This window comes from Kitasatospora sp. NPDC056446 (genome assembly GCF_042796115.1).
Classification (GTDB): domain Bacteria; phylum Actinomycetota; class Actinomycetes; order Streptomycetales; family Streptomycetaceae; genus Kitasatospora.
In genome coordinates, this window is record NZ_JBHTRF010000178.1 from 1 (window position 1) to 2,167 (window position 2,167).

1 protein-coding gene is annotated in these 2,167 nt (G+C 68.3%); it reads right to left on the reverse strand.

What is annotated here, in order from left to right:
* Positions 1–114: 114 nt before the first annotated feature.
* Positions 115–1,503: a group II intron reverse transcriptase/maturase gene (gene ltrA / locus ACFQ6N_RS40355; protein WP_380659134.1), complete on the reverse strand. Its 1,389-nt coding sequence runs from the start codon at positions 1,501–1,503 to the stop codon at positions 115–117.
* Positions 1,504–2,167: the final 664 nt, after the last annotated feature.

The following is a 2,167-nucleotide window of genomic DNA, read 5'->3' on the forward strand; positions in this document are numbered from 1 at the left end:
TGGTGAGTCGGCCCGGGGCGCGGTACCGGGATTACTCCCGGTCCGTTTCCCCGGACCGCTCTCCGAACCCGCCGTGCCGATCTCTCGGCAACGGGCTCTCCACGGTTCCTGCCGTCAGGCGGGGTTCGCAGGTGGCCACGGGGTCGGGATCTTGTTTCCCCGGTAGGTGTAACGGGAGACCGTCACACCCTCGATCCGGAAGTACTCGACCCCATCCGCCGCGATCTTCCACCGCCCGGAGGCGGCGAGATGGCGTCGAACCTGACCCCAGTTCCAGCCGTGACGCGCCCGCAGCATGTGGACCAGCCTCCACCAGGTGAAGTCGTCCAACTTGCTGAAAGTGCGTTTGGCCACGGCGTACTTGAAGTAGTTGGCCCATCCGCGCATGATCTGACCGAGCCTGGTCAGAATCGACGCGAAGTCCTGCTGCGATGTCTTGTGCGTCAGGGCACGGATCTTCGCCCTCAGCGTCCGGACGGGCCGGACCGCGATGAAGGTGTAGACGTACCACTTGTTCGTCCCCCTCTTACGCTTCCACCGGATGCGGAAGCCGAGGAAGTCGAACCCGTCGCCCATGTGGACCACTTGGGTCTTGACCGGTGACAGCCGCAACCCGAGCGGGGCCAGCGCGACGGCGACGTCTTCGCGCAGCGCTTCGACGTGCTCGCGCGCCCCGTGCACCAAGACGACGAAATCGTCCGCGTAGCGGACCAGCCGCCACGTCGGCCGTCCCTTGGTGTGCCGGTAGTCGCGCTTGCCGCGGGTCGACATCGCCCCGCCCGGCTTCCACGGCCCCATCACGTGCTCATCGAGCACGCTCAGGGCGATGTTGGCCAGCAGCGGAGACAAAATGCCGCCCTGCGGCGTGCCGGTCACGGTCTCCCGATGCTCGCCGAGCTCCGTGAGGATCCCGGCCTTCAGGAACGCCTTGACCAGCGCCAGGACGCGCTTGTCCTTCACCCGGCGACGCACCCGGTCCATCAGGGCCGCATGGTCGATCGAGTCGAAGCACGCCTCGATATCCGCATCCAGCACCCAGCGGTAGCCGCGGGTACCGAAGTGGTGAATCTCGGAAATCGCGTCCTGCGCACGCCGCTTGGGCCGGAACCCGTACGAGCACGGCAAGAACTCCGCCTCGAAGACGGGCTCCAGCACCAGTTTCAGCGCCGCCTGGACGACCCTGTCCGCAACCGTCGGAATCCCGAGCGCGCGAACCTTCCCCGCACCTCCCGGTTTCGGGATCTTGCGCTCCCGCACCGGCAGCGGCCGGAACGAGCCGTCCTTCACGGCAGCCCGCAGGTCGTCCAGGAACCCGGGCACGCCCACCAGTTCCGCGACATCGGCGACCGTGAGGCCGTCCACGCCGGCAGTGCGCGCACCCTGGTTCCCCGCGACCCGGTCGAACGCCACGATCAGCGTCGCCGGGTCATGCACGAAGTTGAACAAGTCATCGAACCGGCGGCCGGGATCGGCCACCGCCCAACGATGAAGCTTGGCCTGCATCTCCGATACCCGAGACCATGCTCCCGAAGGGACGTGGTCCGGGGCACCGCCGTTCGGCGGCGCGTCTTTCGGCATTGCAGCCTCCTCCCCTTCTCGAAACCGCTGCCGCCCTTCCCCATGTGCCGGGCTCTCCCCGGCTCGGAGTACTACGGCGGCTCCGCCCCGTCCCGGACCGATCGGCGGTCGACGCGCCCAGCCCCACCAACCCCGCCGGCAGCGAGGCAGAAGGGCAAGACCCGGGACGGTTCCCGTGTTCACTGTGGTTCGCTCAACGAAGTAGGAGCCCGACTATGCCCCTGCGGCATCGCTGCGAGTACGCCGCAGACCTTCCTCGCAGCCTCCCTGGCAGCTCGTGCCCACTACCTCGGGAGTTCCCCGCCAACCATCGACGGGTGCGCGCCGCCCCCGGCCCAGATCCACCAGGTTCGAGCCGGTGCCGCATCAAGGGGGTGTCACACGCCGGTTCCTCGCGTACTCCTCTCCGTCCCGCTCGCCGAACCCGGACCGTCTGGCAGTACCGGCCCGTCCCGGCTTTGTCAGGGCTGCTCCCACCCTCCCCGGCGCCACCCGGATCAGGCTGCCCTCAGCTCCACCGCCCTGCTGCGACAGGATCAGCGGCGAAGGTCTCTCACCTCCACTCGAACCACAGCGCCTCACGGCGCAC